Raw genomic sequence first — 19,160 nt, 5'->3', positions numbered from 1 at the left:
ATGAGCGATTATGACTACGACCTGATCATCATCGGGTCCGGTCCCTCGGGGCGGTCCGCCGCGATTCAGGCCGGTAAGCTGAAGCGCCGCGTGTTGGTGATCGACCGCAAGGATCGGTTTGGCGGCGTGTCGGTCCATACCGGCACCATCCCGTCGAAAACCCTGCGCGAGACGGTGCTGAACCTGTCCGGCTGGCGCGAGCGCAGCTTTTATGGGCGGTCCTATCGCGTCAAGGACCAGATCCGCGCCGAAGACCTCAAGGCCCGTCTGCATATGACGCTGGATCATGAGGTCGATGTGCTGGAACACCAGTTCAATCGCAACCACGTGGAAACCCTGAACGGGTTGGCCTCGTTCGTTGGCCCGCATGAGATCGAAGTTGCCACCGATGCCGGTGAGAAAACGCGCCTGACCGCAGCCAAGTTTCTGATCGCCACCGGAACCAAAACCTATCGCCCCGATTATGTGCCCTTCAACGGCAAGACCGTCGTGGATGGTGACGATTTTCTTGAGATGGCCGAGATTCCACGCTCGCTGGTCGTCATCGGGGCTGGGGTGATCGGGGTGGAATACGCCACCATGTTCTCGGCGCTGGATGTGCGGGTGACGTTGATCGAACCACGGGAAACCTTCCTCGATTTCATCGACAGCCGGTTGATCCACGATTTCACCCATCAGATCCGCGAGAACGGTGTCGATCTGCGATTGGGCTCTGCGGTCGAGAAAATCGAAGACACCGGCGACCACGTTGAAGTCACGCTGGAAAACGGTCGCCACGTTCGCGCCGAAATGCTGTTGTTTGCGGCCGGGCGGATGGGCGCGACCTCGGCGTTGAATCTGGACGCGGTCGGGCTGGAAACAGACCACCGCAACCGGATCAAGGTGGATCGCAAGACCTATCAAACCTCGGTGCCACATATCTACGCAACCGGCGATGTGATTGGGCACCCTTCACTGGCCTCTACGTCTTTGCAACAGGGTCGGGTCGCCGCCTGTCACGCGCTGGAAACACCGACCTTGCCTGAGAGCCCCTGGTATCCTTATGGCATCTATTCGGTACCCGAGATTTCCACCTGCGGCATGTCCGAGGAGGAGTTGCAGGAGCGTGGCATTCCCTATGAGGTCGGCGTGGCGCGGTTCCGCGAAACCTCGCGCGGGCATATCATGGGGTTGGAACATGGCATGCTGAAGATGCTGTTCTCGCTGAAAACCCGCCGGGTTCTGGGCGTGCAGATCGTCGGTGAAGGCGCGACCGAGCTGATCCATATCGCGCAGGCCGTGCTGAACCTGAAAGGCACCGTGGATTACTTTGTCCAGAACACGTTCAATTATCCAACGCTGGCCGAAGCCTACAAGATCGCCGGTCTGGACGCATTCAACCGAATGCCGATTCCGGAAGAGTTCAAGGTGAAAAAGAAGCCAGCGGCGACGAAAGAGGCAAAGAAGGCGTGACAACGCTCTATATCGATGGCGATGCCTGCCCCGTGAAGGCCGAGGCCGAGCGGGTGGCGACACGGCACAAGGTTCCGATGGCGCTGGTGTCGAATGGCGGGCTGCGGCCTTCGGCGAACCCTTTGGTGCAGGTGGTCATTGTCTCGGAAGGGGCTGACGAAGCGGATAAGTGGATCGCCGAACGCTGCGGGCCAGGCGATGTGGTGGTCACATCCGACATCCCCTTGGCTGCAAAATGTGTCGAGGCCGGCACCCGCGTGCTGCGCCCCAACGGCGAGGCGTTCACCACCGCCAATATCGGTCAGCAACTGGCGATGCGCGACCTGATGGCGGACCTGCGCGCGGCAAATCCGTTGGGTGCAGGGGGCGGGGGCAAACCCTTCAGCAAGGCCGACCGGTCCCGGTTTCTGGACGCCTTGGAACGGGAACTGAGGGCTGCAAAACGGGCATAGCCCTCCCGCCCGTCGGCGATGCATCAAAGATGCATCTTCTCCGGTTGGGCCGGGCAGCGCTGCGCGCTGCGGTTGGTGCTTGAACTTGGACGCCGGGCTTGGTTCAGTCGGCGCGGCAGGAATTTGAAGCAGGAACACAACATGCCCATCCAAGCGGTCATTTTCGACATCGGCAATGTACTGATCGAATGGCAGCCCGAGCGCTACTATGACCGTGTCATCGGCGAGGATCGCCGCCGCGCGATGTTCGACGAGGTCGATCTGCACGGCATGAACGATCTGGTGGATCAGGGCCATCACTTCACCGATACGATCTACAATTGGGCCGAGAAATATCCCAATTGGCGCGACGAGATTCGCATGTGGCACGACAAATGGATCGAGCTTGCCGCGCCTGAAATTCCGCATTCGGTCCGGTTGCAACGGGCATTGCGCGCCAAGGGCGTGCCCGTTTTTGCGCTGACGAATTTCGGTGTGCAGAATTTCGACTATGCCACCACCGTTTATCCGTTTCTGAACGAGTTTGACCGGCACTATGTCTCGGGCCGGATGAAGATGGTGAAGCCCCATGTGCCGATCTATGCACAGGTCGAGGCCGATTGTGGCCTGCCGCCCGAGACATTGCTGTTCGCGGACGACCGGATCGACAACATCGAAACCGCGCGGTCCCGTGGTTGGCAGACGCATCACTTCACCGGCCCGCAAGGCTGGGCGGATCGCCTGGTTGCCGAAGGCTTGCTGACCGAAGAAGAAGCCCGCTAGGCTGCTGCGGGTGTTGCGCCCCGGTTTTCGCGGATCGGCAGATGGACGATGGCACTGAACGCTCCGACCGCGACGCCGATCCACCAGACCATGGTGTAGTCGCCATAGACGTCATACATCCGCCCACCCAGCCAGACGCCCAGGAACCCCCCGATCTGGTGGCTGAGGAAGATGAAGCCGTAAAGCGTGCCCATGTAGCGCAAGCCGTAAAGATGCGCGACAAGGCCCGAGGTCAGCGGCACCGTCGCCAGCCACAGAGAGCCCATGACGATTGAAAAGATGATCACCGAAGTTGGCGTGATCGGCATCAGAATAAACGCCGCAGCCGCGAGGGTTCTGGCTGTGTAGATCGCGGCGAGCAGGTATTTCTTGGGGAAATGATTGCCCGCCCAGCCCGCCAACAGCGTACCGCCGATATTGGCAAGACCCACAAGCGAAATCGCCACCGCACCCAAGGCAGAAGTGGTGGTAATGCCCAGCGAATGCAGAACACCCCCGGGTTGGATGGGGCCGCACATCTCGGTCACGAAAGCCGGGAAATGGGCGGTGATGAAGGCCAGTTGATAGCCGCAACTGAAAAAACCCAAGAAGATCAAAGCGTAGGATGGGTCCCGGAAGGCGCGGCCCAGGATCTGGCTCATGCTTTCTTCCAGCTCGGCCTTGCTGACCGGTTGCGGCGCGCGCATGAAGGGCAGCGTCAGAACAAGCGCAAGGATCGCAACGGCGAACACGATAAACACCTGTTGCCACGGCAGGAAGGTGAGCAACCATTCCGCAGTTGGCGCGCCGATCACCTGACCGAAGCTGCCCGCAGCAGTCACAATCGCCAGAGACATCGACCGGTTCTTGTCCGATGAGGCGCGGCCAACCACAGCCAGAACAACGCCGAACCCGGTGCCTGCGATACCAAAGCCGACCAGCCATGCATACATCTGGTGCCCAAAGGGCGTGATCGACCAGGCCGACAGAACCATACCTGCGGCATAGGTCAATGCACCCAGGATGATCGCCTTTCGATCACCGATCTTTTCGGCAATCGCGGCAAAGATCGGTTGCCCAATGCCCCAGGCCAGGTTCTGGATCGCAATGGCCAGGGAAAAATCGGTGCGCAGCCAGCCGAACTCATCCGCAATCGGGATCTGAAACACCCCAAACGAGGCGCGCACAGCGAAGCTGACCGTGATGATGATACACCCCACGATCAGGATCGGATTCAACAGTCGGGCGGATTGCGGCATGGGGGCCTCGGGGCGCATTGATCCGGCAGACGTTAGCGGATTCAGACGGCCCGTCAATTCAACAGATTTGCTGTCACGCATCAGAAATATTGATGCTCTAATCAACCTCAAAAGCAAAGGGCCGTCTGGTCGCGAATTACAGTCGGCCAAGTCGCAAGACAGGGTCTAGACGGGCTTTCTGAGGTTCAACGTCGCCAAGGTCTCGCCCATCGTATGGTGCCACCGCTCTCGCAGCATGTGGTTTTCGGTGCGTCTCAGGTTCATGGATTTCAGAAGCTCGAACCGTTTCGGATCATCGCCCCCGAACGAGGCTGCCACGCGGGGCCACCAATAATCGACCGAGCTTTGCATCGCGTCCGCCTCGCCCGCCGCAATAAGCTTTGTAGCGCCCTCCAACGCCAGATCGCCGTGGTTCGCCTCGATAGGCGCGATGATCCGGAAAGCTTCGGCCAGCGGCTGATACGAGATCGTCGAAAACTCGGCCAGTTGCTCGGCGACGGCGCGGCTCATCAGCAGGTTCATGACGACGGCATCTGTCCAGCCGCTGATCGGGTAGTTGAACACCGCAAGGCGCATGTCGTGTTTGCTGCGGGTCGCGCCAATATCGGCATCACGGTCCAGACGCGCGGTCCAGGGGTGATGGCTGGCGTATCTTTCGGTGTCCGCCCCGAACTCACCCATAATCTTCAGGACGCGATCCGCGTTGTCGGTTTTCTCCAGCACGATCTTGGCGGCCGCGATGCGCTCCTTGATGCCCGGCCCCTGATTGATGATGTCGGCAAACCCGGCGGCCCCGGCCAGTTCGCTATCCACGAAAGTGGCCATCAGCTTCATCAGTTCGGCCCGGTATCGCGGCGGGACATTGGTTGGATTGGTCAGCACCCCGCCTGCGGCCAGATAGCTGTCGAGTGTCATGGTATCGCTCATCAATCCCCTCCTGTCACTGATCGTAGTCGACGACGACGCGGTCGGTCACCGGATAGGCCTGACAGCTTAGGACATAGCCCTTTTCGACCTCGTAATCCTCAAGCGCGTGATTGGCGAGCATTTCGACCTCGCCCTCAAGCACGCGGCAGCGGCAGGTGGAGCAAACTCCTGCCTTGCAGGCGTATGGCGCGTCCATGGCGTTTTCCAGCGCGGCCTCAAGAATGGACTGATCCTTGGGTAGTGTCATGGTCTGGGTGGCCCCGTCCAGCGTGATCGACGCACTGGTCTGATTAGCCTGCGTGCCCGCCTGCGCCGCGCTTGCCTTGCGCTTGGCCCGGCCCGGTTGGGCGCTGGCGAAAAGCTCGAACTTGATCTGGCTGTCTTCCAGCCCGTGGTCGCGCAAAGCGGCGGCAATCCCCAGCATCATCGGTTCCGGCCCGCAGATAAAAGCGGTGTCCACGTTTGTGATATCGATCCAATGCTTGAAAAGCTGACCGCATTTGTCCTGCGTGACCAGACCGGTGAACAAGTCGATCTCTTGCGCGTCGGCTTCGAGGATGTGGATCACGTTCAGGCGACCCATATAGAGGTTTTTCAGGTCCTCCAGTTCTTCCCGGAACATGATCGTGTTGATGCCTTTGTTGGCATAGATCAGCGTGAAACGGGATTTGGGCTCGCGGGCCAGCGTGGTTTTCAGAATCGACAGAACCGGCGTGATGCCCGAGCCGCCGGCAAAGCCAAGATACTGTTTCTGCGCATCTGCATCGATGGGCGCGTGGAAGCTGCCCATTGGTGGCATCGCCTGCACGACGTCGCCAACGGTAAGTTCTGCATTGGCCCAGCTTGAAAAGGCACCGCCCTCGACGCGTTTGATACCAACCTGCAAAACACCGTCATCCTTGCCCGCGCAGATCGAATACGATCGGCGCAGTTCCTCACCGTCAAAATCACGCCGGAACGTCAGATACTGACCGGCAGTAAAGTCGAACTGATCCGCCGCACCGTTTACCGGCTCAAGTGTCACCACAACCGCATCGCGGATGGTCTTGTGGATGTCGGTGACTTTCAGATCATGAAAACGTGCCATCCGGTGCTCCTCCTCAGATGCACTTGAAATAGTCAAAGGGTTCCAGGCAATCGGTGCAGCGCCAATGGGCCTTGCAGGGGGTCGAGCCGAACTGGCTGACCTTCTCGACCGCCTTGCTGCCGCAATGGGGGCACCGGTCCGGGCCGCCCGCCGGTTGCGGCGGTGCAATGCCATAGTCTTCCAACCGGGCGCGGCCCTTATCGCTCAGCCAATCGGTGGTCCAGGCGGGGGCGATGCTGGTTTCGATCCGCACATCCCCTATCCCATGATCGCGCAGGGCGGTTTCGATATCCATGCTGATCACCGACGTCGCCGGGCAGCCGGAATAAGTTGGTGTGACCGTAACAACCACCGTCTCAGCCTCCCACCGCACATCACGGACAATGCCCAGATCCACGACCGAGATCACCGGGATCTCGGGGTCGGGAACGGCATCCAGCCAGCCCCAGATCTGTTCGGTCGAGGCCTGCATCACATCTCACCACTTCGCGCCGGGATAGGCGCGTTGCAACCATTGCATCTGTGTCAGCAGGTGGCCCAGATGCTCGGTATGCATCCGCCCATCGCGCCCGCCCTTATGGGCAAAGCGGTTGTCCGGAATGGTCAGCGTTGCCTTGGTCAAAACAAGTTCAACCAAAGCGTCATATTCGGCGCGCAGATCGGACGGGTTCGGCGCGATCCCCGCTGCAACCATCTGGGCATCGATATCGTCGCTGACAAACATCTCGCCCACGTAAGGCCACAGGTAATCCAGCGCCTCCTGCATCCTTGCGTGGCTTTCCTCGGTCCCGTCACCAAGGCCCACCACCGTGTCGCCCGAGCGTTCCAGATGATAGGTAACTTCTTTGCTGGCTTTCGCGGCGATGGCCGCAACCCGCTCGTCCGAGGATGTCATCAGACGCCCCAGCATGATCGAATGCCATGCGTCGAACAGGAACTGGCGCATCAGCGTACGGCCGAAATCGCCGTTCGGCACCTCGACCAGCAGCACATTGCGGAAATCCCAGGCATCGCGCAGAAAGGCCAGATCATCGGCGCTTTTGCCGCCATCGACCTCGCCCGCAAGGCCAAGCCACATCTGGGTCTGTCCGATCAGGTCCAGCGCGGTATTGGCCAGCGCGATGTCCTCCTCCAGCACGGGCGCATGGCCGCACCACTCGCTGACGCGGTGGCCCAGGATCAGGGTATTGTCCCCCATCCGCAGCAGGAATTGCAGCAAAGCGTCGTTGGAAACCGAAACACTCATTACATCGCCCCCACGTCTTCGGGAATGTCGAAGAAGGTCGGGTGGCGGTACACTTTGCTTTCACTGGGTTCATACAGCGGGCCTTTGTCGCTGGGTGAAGAGGCCGAGATGTTGTTGGCTTCGACCACCCAGATCGAAACGCCTTCGTTGCGGCGGGTGTAAACGTCGCGCGCGTTCTTGATCGCCATTTCCGCGTCGGGCGCATGAAGCGAACCGACATGCCGGTGGCTCATCCCATGCTGGCCGCGGATGAAGATTTCCCACAGGGGCCATTCGTTGTTCATCGGGTTTCCTCCTTTGGGCGAGCTTATTCCGCCGCCAGATTGCCAGCGCGTTTCTTGCGGGCATGGGCCAGCAGCCCGTCGCGCACCCATTGGCCGTCATCCCAGGCCTTGTTGCGCGCGGCCAGACGATCCACGTTGCAGGGGCCGTTGCCTTTGAGCACGTCGAAGAACTCGGACCAGTCGGGTTCCGAGAAATCGTAATGCCCGCGGTTCTCGTTCCATTTCAGGTCCGGGTCGGGGATGGTCAGGCCCAGATACTCGGCCTGCGGCACGGTCTGGTCGACAAATTTCTGGCGCAGTTCGTCATTGGTGTTGATCTTGATCTTCCACGCCATCGACTGCGCCGAATGCACGGAATCCTTGTCGGACGGTCCAAACATCATAAGCGACGGGAACCAGAACCGGTTCAGCGCGTCCTGCGCCATCCTGCGCTGCTCGGGCGTGCCTTCGGCCATCTTGCGGATCGCATCATAGCCCTGACGCTGGTGAAAGCTTTCTTCCTTGCAGATGCGGATCATGGCGCGGGAATAGGGGCCATAAGACGTGCGCTGCAGCGGCACCTGATTCATGATCGCGGCCCCATCGACCAACCACCCGACCGCGCCGATATCGGCCCAGTTCAAGGTCGGGTAGTTGAAGATTGACGAGTATTTCATGCGCCCGTCCAGCAGCATCTCGGTCAGTTCATCGCGACTGACCCCCAATGTCTCGGCCGCGCAGTACAGGTACAGCCCATGTCCGGCCTCATCCTGCACCTTGGCCAGAAGGATCGCCTTACGCTCCAGCGTTGGCGCGCGCGTGATCCAGTTGCCTTCAGGCAGTTGGCCCACAATCTCGGAATGCGCGTGCTGCCCGATCTGGCGGATCAGGGTCTTGCGATAGGCCTGAGGCATCCAGTCCTTGGGTTCGATCTTGATATCCGCGTCGATCCGCGCCTGAAATTCCGCCAGCTTTTCCGGATCGTCGTCCGACGCTTCGGATTTTACCATCTGAGCGTACATGTTCCGTCTCCTCCGTCACACGCGTTCAAGAATAAGGGCCGCGCCCTGCCCGACACCCACACACATGGTGCAGAGCGCATAGCGGCCCCCGGTTCGTTTCAACTGATAGGCCGCGGTCAGCACCAGACGCGCGCCGCTCATGCCCAAGGGATGGCCAAGCGCAATCGCGCCGCCATTCGGGTTTACGTGCGGTGCATCATCGGGCAGGCCCAGTTCCCGCAGCGTCGCCAGCCCCTGGGACGCGAAGGCTTCGTTCAACTCTATCACGTCCATCTGTTCGATGCGCAGCCCCGCACGAGCCAAAACCTTGCGCGTCGCAGGCACCGGGCCGATCCCCATGACGCGCGGCTCTACCCCCGCGACCGACATGCCCACCACGCGGGCCATAGGGGTCAGATCGTTCTTTGCCGCTGCCGCCTCATTCGCCATCAGGATCGCGGCGGCCCCATCATTCACGCCCGAGGCATTTCCCGCCGTAACCGTCTTGTCCGGCCCGTTCACCCCTTTGAGACCCGAAAGCTTTTCTGCCGTTGTTCCCGGTCGCGGATGTTCGTCGGTGTCCGAGACAATCGGATCGCCCTTGCGCTGCGGGATCGAGACCGGGGTGATTTCGTCCCTGAACACGCCCGCTGCATGCGCGGCCTGCCAACGGGCCTGGCTGCGCGCGGCAAAGGCATCCTGATCCTCGCGGCTGATCCCGTAATCCTCGGCCACGTTATCAGCGGTTTGCGGCATGGAATCGATGCCGTATTCCTGCTGCATCTTGGGGTTCACAAAGCGCCAGCCAATCGTTGTGTCATACACCGCATTGCTGCGCGTGAAGGCGGACGTCGCCTTGGGCATCACAAACGGCGCGCGCGACATGCTTTCTACACCGCCCGCGATGGCCAGATCGTAATCCCCCGCTTTGATCCCACGCGCGGCCATTCCGACAGCATCCATGCCGCTGGCACACAGGCGGTTTATCGTTGTTCCGGGAACGTCAATCGGCAACCCGGCCAATAGCGCGGCCATGCGCGCCACGTTACGGTTACTCTCCCCCGCCTGATTGGCGTCGCCATAGATCACATCATCCACGCTGGCCCAGTCAACCTGCGGATTGCGGGCTTTCAGGGCGGCCAGCGGGATGGCGGCCAGATCATCCGTGCGCACAGAAGACAACGCTCCGCCATACCGTCCGATCGGAGTGCGCGTCGCGTCGCAAATGAATGCGTCCATCTGTAATGTCTCCTGTTCGCAGGAACTGCCATTAACCGTCTGGTCGGTTAATAAATTCAGATCCGATTCGAAGCAAGACTTATGTTACCATATAGCCGCCTGCTTCGCATATTGTGTAACATGATAATCCATACCTATGCCGCCACAATGGCTGAACCAACCCAAGCCACTGGTTTTGTACCCTGACCGGCGCGGGCAACCGGCCCTGCGTCAATCGTCCAGCGCGGCTTCCAATGTTGCAAGATCGGGGCGGGGCAGCTTGTCCAGCAACCGAAAAACCGCCTCGCGGCACTCTTCCCCCTTCCAATCCGAAGGCAGAAACGCAGGTGGCATGGCCGGGTGGCGCAGGATCAGACGCCGCCACCCGTGCACGATCAAAACGCGCAGCACAGCCCTGCGCAACGGATCGTCCACGCCCCTTGCGGGCAGATGCTGTTCGACGATCTGTATCGAGCTCCAGAACTGGTTATACGCCGTTTTCAGGGCCTCTGGCCCGCACAGATCACGCAGCCAATCAGGTGCCGCGATGGTGCTGCTTTCGATGCCCAGCAACTCCTCCAGCCCGTCCGGGATCGGGCCGGGCGCCATGGCTGTTGTGGGACTCACCGAGATATAGTCCCCCGTCAGCATCAAATCCGACAGTTCTTTCCGGGAACTCTCGGTATTGCTGGCAATCAGCACATGCCACACATCAGGCTCAGTCGTTTCGCGGGCATAGATACGCGGCGCGGCGGCCGCGCTTTGGCTGCGGCCGAATTCGGTGAGCCTGTGCACACTGTTCCGCCCCACCCGCGTACTTTCGATCCAGCCTTCCTTGCGCAGCCGGTGCAGCGCGACGCGTGTCGCTTCGGCCTTGATCCCGGCCAGAGTGGTGAGCGTGGTAATCAGCGCACCACTCACCTGATCCGATCCGTTCTGCGCCAGATCGCCAAAAATCGTAACCAGAACCGACCACACCCGCTGCGTGCCCGTGTTTGTCAGTTGGCTGACGCAGGTTTCAAACCAATCAGGAGCCGTATCTTTCATAGGCCAAGTATAATAGGGCCGGACGGAATTTCCATCCGGCCTTGTGGGTCTAGTAGGCGACCATGGTCAGCAATTCATACTCTGCTACCATGTCATCATCCTGCTGGGTCAGGGTGACATGCCAGCGAACCTCGCCATATTCGTCGTTTCGCTTGGTCTTGCTTTTGACCGTCAGACGCACCTTGATCGTATCCCCCGCCTCGACCGGTTTCATGAAGCGCAACCCGTCCAGGCCGGTATTGGCCAGAACCGGCCCTTCATTGGGCTCAACAAATAACCCCGCAGCAAAGGACAGCAGCAGGTATCCATGCGCGACGCGGCCCGGGAAGAACGGATTCCGTTCCGCCGCCGCCTGATCCATATGGGCATAGAACGTATCACCGGTGAAATGGGCAAAATGTTCGATGTCCTCCAGCGTGATGGAGCGCGGGTCGGTGTGGATGGTCTCACCAATCGCAAGCTCGTGGAATCTGCGGGTAAAGGGATGGGCCGGGCCTGCGATCTCGGTAGCACCCGGCACCCATTTGCCGCCAATTGCGGTCAGCATATCGGGTGAGCCCTGAATGGCGGTGCGCTGCATATAGTGTTTCACGCCGCGCACGCCGCCCATTTCTTCGCCGCCCCCGGCGCGGCCGGGTCCGCCATGGACCATATGCGGCAAGGGTGAACCGTGGCCGGTGGATTCGGTCATCGAGTCGCGATTGTTGAAGTAAAGCCGCCCGTGATAGGCCCCCGCCCCCATCGCAACCTGCCGCGCCACATCCGGGTCATGGGTGATAATCGACGCCACCAGCGACCCCTGCCCCCGGTTCGCCAGTTCGATCGCATGGTCGAGGTCGCGATACCCCATCACTGTGCTGACCGGACCAAAGGCTTCGGTGTCGTGCACGCGCTGTGCCGTGTCCGGGTTGGCGCAGTGGTACAGCATGGGCGGCAGAAACGCGCCTTTTTCGGCATCCGCGCCATCGACCGTGAAATCATCCGGGTTGCCAAAGACACGCTCGGCCTCTTTCCCGATGATCGCGGCCTTTTCCAGAACGTCGCGTTTCTGACTGGTCGAGACCAACGCACCCATGCGCGTGGTCTCCAGCTTTGGGTCTCCGATGGCCGTTTTGGCCAGCCGCGCGGATAGCGCCTCGATCACCGCCTGCACCTGCGACTCGGGCGCGATGATCCGGCGGATTGCGGTGCATTTCTGACCCGCTTTCGTGGTCATTTCACGCTGAATTTCCTTGACGAACAGGTCAAATTCCGGCGTGCCCGGCTGTGCATCGGGGCCGAGGATCGAACAGTTCAGGCTGTCCTGTTCCGCCACAAACCGCACCGAGTTCTGCAAGATCACAGGGTTGGATCGCAGGTTCAGAGCAGTATCGGCAGACCCTGTGAAACTGACCACGTCCTGCATGGTCAGGCGATCCAGCATATCGCCCAGCCCGCCCGAGACCAGTTGCAGCGCGCCCGCTGGCAAAATGCCCGAGTCCAACATCAGCCGGACACAGAGTTCAGTCACATAGCAGGAATTCGTCGCCGGTTTCACAATCGCCGGAACACCCGCCAACAAGGTTGGCGCCAGCTTTTCCAACATCCCCCAGACAGGAAAGTTGAACGCGTTGATATGAACCGCCACGCCATGCAGCGGGGTACAGATGTGCTGGCCCAGAAAGGTGCCATTGCGCGATAGCTGCTCGACCTCACCATCCAGATACACATGCCCGTCCGGCATCTCGCGCCGGCCCTTTGAGGCGAAGACGAACATCGTGCCGATACCACCGTCGATGTCGATCAGGTGATCCGACTGCGTGGCACCTGTGTTGAAGGACAGGTCATAAAGGGCCTGCTTGTGCTGACCCAAATGCAGAGACAGCGCCTTGAGCATCTTGGCCCGCTCGTGAAACGTCAATTTGCGCAAGGCCGGGCCGCCGACGTTGCGCGCGTGGTCCAACATCGCCTGCACGTCCAACGCGCTGTTGCCCGCCGTGGCGATCACCTCGCCCGTGACAGCGCTGGCAATGGTGCGGGCCCCTTCGCCGGGCGAAACCCACTCACCGGCGGCGAAGCTGGAAATCTGTTGGATGGTCATGAGCGTCTCCTCATCTGCATGGCGATCTTCGCGCAGCCCTTTGCCGGTCTGGCGAAATGATATTTTAAACCGTACGGTCGGTCAATAAATTCCCGAACCGATACCCCTGAACCAAACATCTCAAACCTGCGCGGGCAGTCGTGCGAAGCCGCGAAACCGGATCCGCCCGCCGCGTTCGGCACCTTCCGTGATGCGATAGTTGGGGAACCGGGTCAGAAAACGCCCGACGGCAACGCGCCCCTCCATCCGCGCCAAAGTCAGGCCGACGCAGGTATGGGGTCCGCCGGCAAAGGCGTGATGCTTGTTGGGGCGGCGGTTCAACAGGACAGCATCGGGCCGGTCGAACTGCCGCGGGTCGCGGTTGGCCGCGCCGATGCACAGGTGAACGTCGGTCCCGGCCGGGATTGTTTCTCCGTGAAACGACACGTCTTGGGTGGTCAAACGATTGCCAAACTGGTTGGGGCTTTCCAGCCGCAGAAACTCATCCACTGCGGTGGTGATCAGATCGGGGTCGGCCAGCAACTCGGCCCGTTTGTCGGGGTGGCGGTCCAGCAACTCCAACGCGTTGCCGATCAGGTTGGTGGTGGTCTCATGCCCCGCATTCAGGATGAAAATGCAGTTCTGATACAGCTCGACTTCGGTCAACCCGCCATCGGTGTCGTCCTGCATCAGCCGCGTCAGAACATCCGTCGCGGGGTCTCCGGGATTGGCGCGGCGGTCTTCTACGATGTGCCTCAGGAAATCCTTGAAGTCGGATACCGAGCGGTTGCCCCACTCTTCTTGCTCTGGCGTCAATTTGGGCTCCAATGCGCCGAGAATGGCCAAAGACCAATCGCGCAGCGGCCCCCGTTCGGACCGGGGAATGCCCAAAAGGTTGCCGATGATTTCAATCGGGATCGCACCGGCAAAATCCTCGATCAGTTCCACCGTGCCCTTCGCCTGCATCTCGTCCAGCAACCCATCGACCAGCTGGATCAGCCCCGGCTCCATCTGCGCCAAAGCCCGCGGGTTCATCGCGCCGACCATCACCTTGCGAACACGGGTGTGCAGGGGAGGGTCGTTGAACACCAGGCTGGTCGTGTGATGTTCAAACAAAGGGCTGTCGATCCCGTATTTGGGGCCAAAAACCGCCTTTTTATCAGATATGAACCGGTCCGTGTCCCGATACACCAGATCCAGATCATCATATCGCGACAGAACCACAGATCCGTCGGGCTGCCAGCAGACCGGCGTGTCCTCGCGCAGCGTGGCGTAGATTGGATACGGGTCCGCGTGGAAACCTTGTGGCAATGCGGTCAGAGAAAACATCAGTGACCCATCGCCCCCATATGTTCAGGCAGTACCAGTACCAGCCAGGGCACAAGAACGATCAGAGCCAGACGGAAGATGTCCGCCACCCAGAACGGCGTGACCCCTTTGAAGATTGTACCGGTCGACACATCGCCGACCACGCCTTTCAGGATGAACACGTTCAAACCGACAGGGGGCGTGATCAGGCTGATCTCGGTGACGACAACGACGACAATACCGAACCAGATCGGGTCATAGCCCAGCGACGTGACCAGCGGGAAAAAGATCGGCACTGTCAGCAGCAGCATCGACAGAGATTCAAAGACGCAGCCCAGAATGATGTAGATCCCGAGGATCATTAGGATGACCACGAAGGGTTCCACCTCATACGCTGTGACCAAGGCGATCAAGGCTTCGGGCAGACCGGCAAGGTTGATGAAATTCGAAAAGATCTGCGCCCCGATCAGAACCGAGAACAGCGCCGCCGCCGTGAATGAGGTTTCTTTCAGCACCTCAAAGGTGGACGCCAGCGTAAGCCCACCACGGGACAGAGCGATCAGGAACGCGCCCATTGCACCCATGCCCGCAGCCTCGGTCGGGCTGAAGGTCAGGTTCAGCGGGTAGAAATCGAACACACCATACAGGCCGCCGATCACCAGAAAGAATAACAGCAACACGGCCCAAACCGAACGCAGTGCTGACAGACGTTCGCCCCAGCCATGGCGTTCGCCCGCCGGGCCGGACTCGGGCCTGCGCCAAACCGTCCAGCGCACGGCAAACAGGTAAAACAGGATGCCCAGAACGCCGGGAATGATACCCGCGACGAACAGCTTGCCGATCGAGGTTTCGGTCAGCAGGCCATAGATCACAAGGATCACCGACGGCGGGATCAGAATGCCTAATGTGCCGCCTGCCGCAATCGACGCCGTCGACAGCTCATCCGAATAACGGTAGCGGCGCATTTCGGGCATGGCGACCTTGGACATGGTTGCAGCCGTTGCCAGAGACGAACCGCAAATGGCCGAGAACCCGCCGCAGGCCGCAACCGTCGCCATGGCGATACCACCGCGAAAGTGCCCCAGAAACGCGTTCGAAACCGCGTAAAGTTCACGCGCCAGACCGCCTTTGTTCACGAACAGGCCCATAAGGATGAACAACGGGACAACCGACAGGCCGTAATCCTGCGCCGTGTCGGTGATCTGACGACCCACCATCGACATCGCAGCCTTCAACCCACGCTCGGACAGGATGCTGCCGCCGCGTTCATAGGCAAAGCCCAGCGTCCCGACCAGGCCCATTGCAAACACGATGGGCAGCCGCAGCAGCACGAGGACAAGAACAAGGGCAAAACCGATCAGTGCGGCAGTCATCAGGCGTGCTCCGACAAAGCGTGAGGGGCAAAGATCTGCAGAAGGCCGGTGATGATCATTGCGACGGCGGTGATCGCAGTGAAACCGGCGATGAACCAACCCACGTAGAAAACCGGGATCGACAGGTATTCGGTGACATCACCATAATCCCGCGCGCGCTCCGCCAGAACCCAAACCCGCTGGATTGGCCAGATCAGCATGATGCCGGACACCAGATAGACAATCGCATCGCGCACCCGGCTCAGCCGCAGGCGCGAGAATATCCCATCCGTCAAGTCCACCGCGATCTGCCCCTTCCCCGCCGAGATCATCGGCAGAACCGAGAACACAAGGATCGCCATCAGTATCCGTGTCAGCTCGGTCGCGGCCTCAATCGGAGCATTGAAGACAGAGCGCAGGATGACGTCGAAAAAGGTCATCACCATCAGGATGAACAGCGCCACACAGGCCAGCACCGTTGGAATGATGCTGACGCGACGCGCAAAGGTCACGAGAGATTGCATGATTGGTCCCCGGTGGGTGAAACTGGCTGGCGGATCGATCCCGCCAGCCAAAGCGCGTTATTGCGCAGCCATTTCATTGACGATCATGTCATAGGCGGCCTGCGCATCGACGCCGGTGCCGTTGACCTCATCAATCACCTTGGCGCGCACATCCACTGCAATCGCATTGAACTTTTCCAGATCCTCGGCAGAGGCTGTGTTGATCGCGTTGCCCTCGGTCCCTTCGGTGGCTTCCCGGCCAATCGCGTCAATCTCATCCCAGATCTTGCCGATCTCGCGGCTGAGCGGTTCGCCAAAGACGTTCTCTTCCAGCGCGGCCTGCAGGTCGGCGGGCAGATCGGCAAAGGTATCCTCGTTCATGATGAAAGCGAACGACCCGCGATACAGACCACCCGGAACCTCGTAAACGTTCTGCGCCACTTCCGTCAGCTTGAAGCCCTTGCGGGATTCAAAAGGCATGACCACGCCATCGGCCGCTTTCGAGGCCAGCGTTTCGTATACTTTCGGCGCAGGCACCTGAATACCGGTCGCCCCCAGCGCCGTGCCGACGTCACCGCCAACACCACCCGGAATACGAACCTTGAGGCCCGAGACCTCGTCCAGCGCGGTCACCGGGCTGCTGGAATGCAGCTGCGCCGGGCCATGGGTATGCAGGGCGATCACTTTCACACCGCGATGTTCTTCCGCTGCCTTGAGGTGCTGGTCATAGGTGCGCCAATAGGCAACCGAGGCATCCTCGGCCGAGCCTTCATATCCGGGCAGTTCAATCATCTTGGTGGTGACGAACCGGCCCGGCTGATAGCCGTGGAAGATGATCGAGGCATCCGCCGCGCCATCCATGATCAGGTCCATCTGCGCGGGCGGAGGGGCAAGGCCCAGTTTCAATTCGGCGGTCACCTGACCATCAGTGGCCTCTTCAACCATCTCGACGAATTTCGGCCACATCTTGGCGTTGATACCATGGGTCGGCGGCGCCCAGCTGGAAATGGTCAGCGTGTAATCCGCCGCCAGCGCTACGGTGCCCGAAACGGCCAGCGCGGCCGAGGCCAAAAGCGTGCTCAACTTGGTAAGTTTCATGGTTCTGTCTCCTCCCTGTGAAACATGACTCGCAAATGCGTTAATGGTCGCTTTTGTAACCATCAACATGTTAAAGACCCTCAAGACCTTCCGCGATGCGCCACGACCCCGGACTTTCTGCAGCGACGGTTGCCATGGTTGCGCGGGTAGCGTCCGGCCCGATCTCTTTGCAATAGGCCATCGGCCCACCCCGCCAGCGCGGAAAGCCGTACCCATGGATTTGTACCATATCGACGGCCTCGGTGTTTTCCGCGATCCCCTCTTCGAGGATCAACGCCCCCTCATTCGCCAGCACGGCGAGTATGCGCGAGGAGATCCCGTCATCCGAAAAAGCGCGGCGAGTAATGCCCTGCTGCGCGGAATAGGCTTCGATCAGCGCCTCAACCTCGGGATCGCGGATCGGCTCGCGCTTGCCATCTTCGTAGCGATACCACCCTTTTCCCGTGCGCTGGCCAAGCCGGTCCATTTCACACAGCTGGTCCGCGATGGTCACATAGCGTTCGCCCGGATCGCGGGTTGCAGCATTGCGCTTGCGATTGGCCCAGGCGATCTGAAGGCCGGTCAGGTCCTGCAACTCATACGGCCCCATGGGCATTCCAAGCGCCCGCATGGCCCGATCCACCTGATAGGGCAGCGCCCCGTCCGCCAGCAGATAATCGGCCTCGCGCCGGTAAGCGGCCAGCATGCGGTTGCCGATGAACCCGTCGCAAATGCCCGACAGAACCGATATCTTGCGCAGCTTTTTACCCAGCGCAAACCCGGTTGCGACCACCTCGGCCGAGGTGTGCGGGGTCTTCACGATCTCCAACAGCTTCATGACATGGGCCGGGCTAAAGAAATGCAGGCCAATGCAGCGAGACGTGTTATCAATGCCCTCGAAAATCTGCAGCGGGTCCAGATAAGACGTGTTGGTCGCCAGAATTGCGTCTTGCGGCATATGGCGCGCCAGCTCCGCGAATACCTGTTGCTTGACGAACAGGTCTTCGAAAACCGCCTCGATCGCAAGTTCTGCATCGGCGGCCTCGGCGTACTTGTCCACGGCACGGAAGGCGGCAAGGCGATCCCGAAACTGCGCCTCGGTCATCTTGCCCCGTTTGACGGCCCCTTGCAGCAGACCCTCGACCCGGTTGTGCGCCGCTGTCGCCGCATCCGAGTCCCGTTCGATCAAAGTGACCGACAGGCCACCGTTCAGGGCAGCGGTGGCAATTCCGGCGCCCATCAGCCCCCCGCCGACAACGGCGACCCGACTTATGTCGCGCGCGGTTGCGCCCTTGATCACAGCGGGTTTCGCCACGCTGCGTTCCGCAAAAAAGGCGTGGCGCAGGGCCCGGCTTTCAGCGCTTTGGCGCAGGTCCAGATGGCGGGCACGCTCTTTCGGCTGTGCTGTTGCAAACGGCTCGGCAGACCATTCCAGCGCGGTCAGGTTCTCCAGCGGCGATTGCTGCCCTTTGGCGCGTTTCTTCAGGTCCTGGCGGCTGATGTCCAGCAGGTCAGGCGCAAAATCTGCCACGGGGCGCTGGCTGACAGGGATCGGACGTTCGGGCAGGTTGGCAATAAAATCGGGGATCGCGGCCTTGGGGTCTCCTGCGACAAGATCCACGCCCCCAAGTTCGGCCAAAGCCTCGGCTTTTAGTATTTTTCCCGAGCACGCTATGTCGATTGCAGCCTGCATCCCCACAAGACGCGGCAAGCGTTGCGTGCCCCCTGCCCCGGGGATCAGGCCCACATTGACCTCGGGCAGACCAAAGCCTGTACCCGGCGCGGCAATCCGCCAGGCGCAGGCCATGGCAACCTCCAACCCGCCGCCCAGCACATTGCCGTGCATGCAGGCAATGAACGGCACCTGACTGTCTTCGATTTTCTGCACTACATCCGGCAAATGCGGCTCAACCGGCGGCGCATCGAATTCGGACATATCTCCGCCCGCGATAAAGGTTCTGCCCGCGCAGCACAGCACCGCCACGCGCGCGCCTTTGACCGCGTCAACCGCATCGGAGAGCCCCTGCCGCACCCCGGTCGAGGTTGCGTTCACCGGCGGGTTGTCAACCGTGACCCAGGCCACGTCCCCCCTGAAATCAACACGCACCAGCGACATGAGCTATTCCTTTGATCGGCCCGGAATCGGTTCGGGTTTATATATTGACCAA

General features: G+C 60.6%; 18 protein-coding genes. 3 read left to right on the top strand and 15 right to left on the bottom strand.

Features of this window, described 5'->3' with window-relative positions:
• The 3 genes from sthA (at position 1) to ACR0KJ_RS10815 (ending at position 2,666) form a co-directional block, all read left to right on the top strand.
• Entirely contained in the window at positions 1–1,452 is a 1,452-nt protein-coding gene (sthA, locus tag ACR0KJ_RS10825) for a Si-specific NAD(P)(+) transhydrogenase (protein WP_170632466.1), read from the top strand.
• A complete protein-coding gene (locus ACR0KJ_RS10820) occupies positions 1,449–1,904 on the top strand; it encodes a YaiI/YqxD family protein (RefSeq protein WP_480626657.1) in 456 nt (151 codons plus the stop codon). The genes sthA and ACR0KJ_RS10820 overlap by 4 nt, the downstream gene beginning before the upstream one ends.
• 141 nt (positions 1,905–2,045) lie before the next feature.
• The gene (locus ACR0KJ_RS10815; protein WP_170453874.1) at positions 2,046–2,666 is read left to right on the top strand and encodes an HAD family hydrolase; all 621 of its coding nucleotides are present in this window, start codon (positions 2,046–2,048) and stop codon (positions 2,664–2,666) included.
• Here ACR0KJ_RS10815 and ACR0KJ_RS10810 read toward each other — a convergent pair.
• From ACR0KJ_RS10810 to ACR0KJ_RS10740, 15 genes are all read right to left on the bottom strand, one after another.
• A complete protein-coding gene (locus tag ACR0KJ_RS10810; RefSeq protein WP_170622212.1) occupies positions 2,663–3,904 on the bottom strand; it encodes an MFS transporter in 1,242 nt (413 codons plus the stop codon). The genes ACR0KJ_RS10815 and ACR0KJ_RS10810 overlap by 4 nt on opposite strands.
• A 165-nt stretch (positions 3,905–4,069) precedes the next feature.
• Entirely contained in the window at positions 4,070–4,831 is a 762-nt protein-coding gene (locus ACR0KJ_RS10805; protein WP_480626656.1) for a Phenylacetic acid catabolic protein, read from the bottom strand.
• Between the two features lie 13 nt (positions 4,832–4,844).
• Positions 4,845–5,918, bottom strand: a complete 1,074-nt coding sequence (locus ACR0KJ_RS10800; RefSeq protein WP_170453876.1) for a 2Fe-2S iron-sulfur cluster-binding protein — start codon at positions 5,916–5,918, stop codon at positions 4,845–4,847.
• Between the two features lie 13 nt (positions 5,919–5,931).
• Positions 5,932–6,390 (bottom strand): 1,2-phenylacetyl-CoA epoxidase subunit PaaD, encoded by a 459-nt coding sequence (gene paaD, locus ACR0KJ_RS10795; RefSeq protein ID WP_170622213.1) that lies wholly within the window; start codon positions 6,388–6,390, stop codon positions 5,932–5,934.
• A 6-nt stretch (positions 6,391–6,396) separates the two neighbouring features.
• A complete protein-coding gene (paaC, locus tag ACR0KJ_RS10790) occupies positions 6,397–7,164 on the bottom strand; it encodes a 1,2-phenylacetyl-CoA epoxidase subunit PaaC (protein ID WP_170622214.1) in 768 nt (255 codons plus the stop codon).
• Complete coding sequence (paaB, locus tag ACR0KJ_RS10785) at positions 7,164–7,448, bottom strand: 1,2-phenylacetyl-CoA epoxidase subunit PaaB (RefSeq protein ID WP_170453879.1); 285 nt, start codon at positions 7,446–7,448, stop codon at positions 7,164–7,166. Before paaB ends, paaC begins: the two co-directional genes overlap by 1 nt.
• 23 nt (positions 7,449–7,471) lie before the next feature.
• Positions 7,472–8,449, bottom strand: coding sequence for a 1,2-phenylacetyl-CoA epoxidase subunit PaaA (gene paaA, locus ACR0KJ_RS10780; protein WP_480626655.1), 978 nt, complete (start codon positions 8,447–8,449; stop codon positions 7,472–7,474).
• A 15-nt stretch (positions 8,450–8,464) separates the two neighbouring features.
• Positions 8,465–9,667, bottom strand: coding sequence for a 3-oxoadipyl-CoA thiolase (gene pcaF, locus ACR0KJ_RS10775; protein WP_480626654.1), 1,203 nt, complete (start codon positions 9,665–9,667; stop codon positions 8,465–8,467).
• A gap of 210 nt (positions 9,668–9,877) precedes the next feature.
• Positions 9,878–10,693, bottom strand: a complete 816-nt coding sequence (locus ACR0KJ_RS10770) for a PaaX family transcriptional regulator C-terminal domain-containing protein (RefSeq protein WP_170622217.1) — start codon at positions 10,691–10,693, stop codon at positions 9,878–9,880.
• Between the two features lie 49 nt (positions 10,694–10,742).
• Positions 10,743–12,773 (bottom strand): phenylacetic acid degradation bifunctional protein PaaZ, encoded by a 2,031-nt coding sequence (gene paaZ / locus ACR0KJ_RS10765; protein WP_480626653.1) that lies wholly within the window; start codon positions 12,771–12,773, stop codon positions 10,743–10,745.
• 120 nt (positions 12,774–12,893) lie between these two features.
• Entirely contained in the window at positions 12,894–14,081 is a 1,188-nt protein-coding gene (locus tag ACR0KJ_RS10760) for a cytochrome P450 (protein WP_480626652.1), read from the bottom strand.
• On the bottom strand, positions 14,081–15,433 hold the full coding sequence (locus ACR0KJ_RS10755; RefSeq protein ID WP_170522613.1) for a TRAP transporter large permease: 1,353 nt from the start codon (positions 15,431–15,433) through the stop codon (positions 14,081–14,083). The genes ACR0KJ_RS10760 and ACR0KJ_RS10755 overlap by 1 nt, the downstream gene beginning before the upstream one ends.
• Entirely contained in the window at positions 15,433–15,936 is a 504-nt protein-coding gene (locus ACR0KJ_RS10750) for a TRAP transporter small permease (protein WP_480584814.1), read from the bottom strand. Before ACR0KJ_RS10750 ends, ACR0KJ_RS10755 begins: the two co-directional genes overlap by 1 nt.
• A 57-nt stretch (positions 15,937–15,993) precedes the next feature.
• Positions 15,994–17,013 (bottom strand): TRAP transporter substrate-binding protein, encoded by a 1,020-nt coding sequence (locus ACR0KJ_RS10745; protein WP_480626651.1) that lies wholly within the window; start codon positions 17,011–17,013, stop codon positions 15,994–15,996.
• Between the two features lie 70 nt (positions 17,014–17,083).
• Positions 17,084–19,108, bottom strand: a complete 2,025-nt coding sequence (locus tag ACR0KJ_RS10740) for an FAD-dependent oxidoreductase (protein WP_480626650.1) — start codon at positions 19,106–19,108, stop codon at positions 17,084–17,086.
• Between the last annotated feature and the right edge of the window lie 52 nt (positions 19,109–19,160).

The sequence above is a fragment of the Ruegeria sp. AD6 genome, assembly GCF_056542325.1.
Note: the sequence above shows the minus strand (reverse complement) of the source record. Positions and strands in the feature narration are given on the sequence as shown.

Excerpts from the sequence above, each read along its gene's own strand:
- sthA (WP_170632466.1), top strand. The coding sequence starts at position 1 with ATGAGCGATTATGACTACGACCTGATCATCATCGGGTCCGGTCCCTCG.
- ACR0KJ_RS10815 (WP_170453874.1), top strand. The coding sequence starts at position 2,046 with ATGCCCATCCAAGCGGTCATTTTCGACATCGGCAATGTACTGATCGAA.
- ACR0KJ_RS10810 (WP_170622212.1), bottom strand. The coding sequence starts at position 3,904 with ATGCCGCAATCCGCCCGACTGTTGAATCCGATCCTGATCGTGGGGTGT.
- ACR0KJ_RS10805 (WP_480626656.1), bottom strand. The coding sequence starts at position 4,831 with ATGAGCGATACCATGACACTCGACAGCTATCTGGCCGCAGGCGGGGTG.
- ACR0KJ_RS10800 (WP_170453876.1), bottom strand. The coding sequence starts at position 5,918 with ATGGCACGTTTTCATGATCTGAAAGTCACCGACATCCACAAGACCATC.
- paaD (WP_170622213.1), bottom strand. The coding sequence starts at position 6,390 with ATGCAGGCCTCGACCGAACAGATCTGGGGCTGGCTGGATGCCGTTCCC.
- paaC (WP_170622214.1), bottom strand. The coding sequence starts at position 7,164 with ATGAGTGTTTCGGTTTCCAACGACGCTTTGCTGCAATTCCTGCTGCGG.
- paaB (WP_170453879.1), bottom strand. The coding sequence starts at position 7,448 with ATGAACAACGAATGGCCCCTGTGGGAAATCTTCATCCGCGGCCAGCAT.
- paaA (WP_480626655.1), bottom strand. The coding sequence starts at position 8,449 with ATGTACGCTCAGATGGTAAAATCCGAAGCGTCGGACGACGATCCGGAA.
- pcaF (WP_480626654.1), bottom strand. The coding sequence starts at position 9,667 with ATGGACGCATTCATTTGCGACGCGACGCGCACTCCGATCGGACGGTAT.
- ACR0KJ_RS10770 (WP_170622217.1), bottom strand. The coding sequence starts at position 10,693 with ATGAAAGATACGGCTCCTGATTGGTTTGAAACCTGCGTCAGCCAACTG.
- paaZ (WP_480626653.1), bottom strand. The coding sequence starts at position 12,773 with ATGACCATCCAACAGATTTCCAGCTTCGCCGCCGGTGAGTGGGTTTCG.
- ACR0KJ_RS10760 (WP_480626652.1), bottom strand. The coding sequence starts at position 14,081 with ATGTTTTCTCTGACCGCATTGCCACAAGGTTTCCACGCGGACCCGTAT.
- ACR0KJ_RS10755 (WP_170522613.1), bottom strand. The coding sequence starts at position 15,433 with ATGACTGCCGCACTGATCGGTTTTGCCCTTGTTCTTGTCCTCGTGCTG.
- ACR0KJ_RS10750 (WP_480584814.1), bottom strand. The coding sequence starts at position 15,936 with ATGCAATCTCTCGTGACCTTTGCGCGTCGCGTCAGCATCATTCCAACG.
- ACR0KJ_RS10745 (WP_480626651.1), bottom strand. The coding sequence starts at position 17,013 with ATGAAACTTACCAAGTTGAGCACGCTTTTGGCCTCGGCCGCGCTGGCC.
- ACR0KJ_RS10740 (WP_480626650.1), bottom strand. The coding sequence starts at position 19,108 with ATGTCGCTGGTGCGTGTTGATTTCAGGGGGGACGTGGCCTGGGTCACG.